The organism is Pseudomonas sp. BN417 (genome assembly GCF_029871205.1).
GTDB lineage: Bacteria > Pseudomonadota > Gammaproteobacteria > Pseudomonadales > Pseudomonadaceae > Metapseudomonas.
The window spans coordinates 1-2,057 of sequence record NZ_SSOJ01000117.1; the positions used below are offsets into that span (position 1 = coordinate 1).

At 66.8% G+C, this 2,057-nt stretch carries 2 protein-coding genes; one reads left to right on the forward strand and one right to left on the reverse strand.

The genetic code is table 11. The features are described from left to right. Nucleotides 1-1,672: amidohydrolase (locus tag E8F11_RS14855; protein ID WP_280289594.1), on the forward strand; the 1,672-nt coding region annotated here is incomplete at its 5' end. Nucleotides 1,673-1,877: 205 nt separating this feature from the next. Here E8F11_RS14855 and E8F11_RS14860 read toward each other — a convergent pair. Beyond that, nucleotides 1,878-2,057, reverse strand: a 180-nt coding sequence (locus tag E8F11_RS14860; protein WP_280289595.1) for a hypothetical protein, incomplete at its 5' end; no start/stop codon positions are given.

Sequence of the window (2,057 nt, forward strand, 5' to 3'; positions counted from 1 at the left end):
GCGCACCGTCATCCCCGGCCTCAACGACTCGCACCTGCACCTGATCCGTGGCGGCCTCAACTACAACCTGGAACTGCGCTGGGAAGGCGTGCCGTCCCTGGCCGACGCCCTGCGCATGCTCAAGGACCAGGCCGAACGCACGCCCAGCCCGCAGTGGGTGCGGGTGGTCGGTGGCTGGAACGAGTTCCAGTTCGCCGAGAAGCGCATGCCCACCCTGGAAGAGATCAACCGCGCCGCGCCGGACACCCCGGTGTTCATCCTGCATCTCTACGACCGCGCCTTGCTCAACCGCGCCGCGCTCAAGGCCGTCGGCTACACCAAGGACACCCCCAACCCGCCCGGTGGCGAGATCCAGCGCGACGCCAACGGCAACCCCACCGGCATGCTGATCGCCCGCCCCAACGCGATGATCCTCTACGCCACCCTGGCCAAGGGGCCGAAACTGCCGCTGGAGTACCAGGTCAACTCCACCCGCCAGTTCATGCGCGAGCTGAACCGCCTGGGCCTGACCAGCGCCATCGACGCCGGTGGCGGCTACCAGAACTACCCGGACGACTACCAGGTGATCCAGGAACTGGCCCAGCAGGACCAGCTCACCGTGCGCATCGCCTACAACCTGTTCACCCAGAAGCCCAAGGAAGAACTCCAGGACTTCCAGCACTGGAGCAAGCAGGTCAAGCCGGGCGACGGCACCGACTTCCTCCGCCACAACGGCGCGGGCGAGATGCTGGTGTTCTCCGCCGCCGACTTCGAGGACTTCCTCGAACCGCGCCCGGACCTGCCGCAGACCATGGAGCAGGAACTGGAGCCGGTGGTGCGCCACCTGGTGGAACAGCGCTGGCCGTTCCGCCTGCACGCCACCTACGATGAATCCATCTCGCGCATGCTCGACGTGTTCGAGAAGGTCAACCGCGACATCCCCTTCAACGGCCTGCCCTGGTTCTTCGACCATGCCGAAACCATCAGCCCGAAGAACATCGAGCGGGTAAAAGCCCTGGGCGGCGGCATCGCCATCCAGGACCGCATGGCCTTCCAGGGTGAGTACTTCGTCGACCGCTATGGCGCCAAGGCGGCGGAGCAGACCCCGCCGATCCAGCGCATGCTCAGTGAGGGCGTGCCGGTGGGCGCCGGCACCGACGCCACCCGGGTGTCCAGCTACAACCCCTGGACCTCGCTCTACTGGCTGGTCAGCGGCCGCACCGTCGGTGGGATGGAGCTCTACCCCCAGGGCCTTTCCCGCGAGACCGCGCTGCAGCTGTTCACCCACGGCAGCGCCTGGTTCTCCAGCGAACAGGGCAAGAAAGGCCAGATCAAGGTGGGCCAGCTGGCCGATCTCGCGGCGCTGTCGGCGGATTTCTTCAGCGTCGAGCAGGAGGCCATCAAGTGGATCGAGTCGGTGCTGACGGTGGTGGACGGCAAGGTGGTGTACGCCGCCGCCGAGTTCGACAAGCTCGGCCCGCCGCAGCTGCCGGTGCTGCCCGAGTGGTCGCCGGTGGCCAAGGTCCCCGGCCACTGGAAACCCACCGCGCCGCTCGCCGCCCAGGTGCATCAGTGCGTCGGCGCCTGCGCCGTGCATGCCCACAGCCACGAGCGGGCGCGCCAGTCGAGCGTGCCGGTGAGTGACTTCCAGGGCTTCTGGGGCGCGCTGGGCTGTTCCTGCTTCGCCTTCTGACGGCGGCCCCCCCTCCTTGTATGGGAGGGAAGCGACGTAGGTTCTGGTAGAGCGCAGCGAAACCCAACGTTGGGTCTCGTTCCTCGACACCAACCTACGGCAGGCCTGCGGCCTGCTTCGCGATTGAAATCGCCCCCACAGGAAGAAAGCGGACCGAGCCCGCACCAATCCCCTCGGGCGGCACCATTACCTTGTGGGGGCGAATTCATTCGCGAAGGGCAACGCAGTTGCCCCCTGCAAGCTCGAAGGGCAGCCCTGCGGCCTGCTTCGCGATTGAAATCGCCCCCACAGGAAGAACGCAGCCCAAGCCCGCACCAATCCCCTCGGCGGCACCATTACCTTGTGGGGGCGAATTCATTCGCGAAGGGCAACGCAGTTGCCCCCT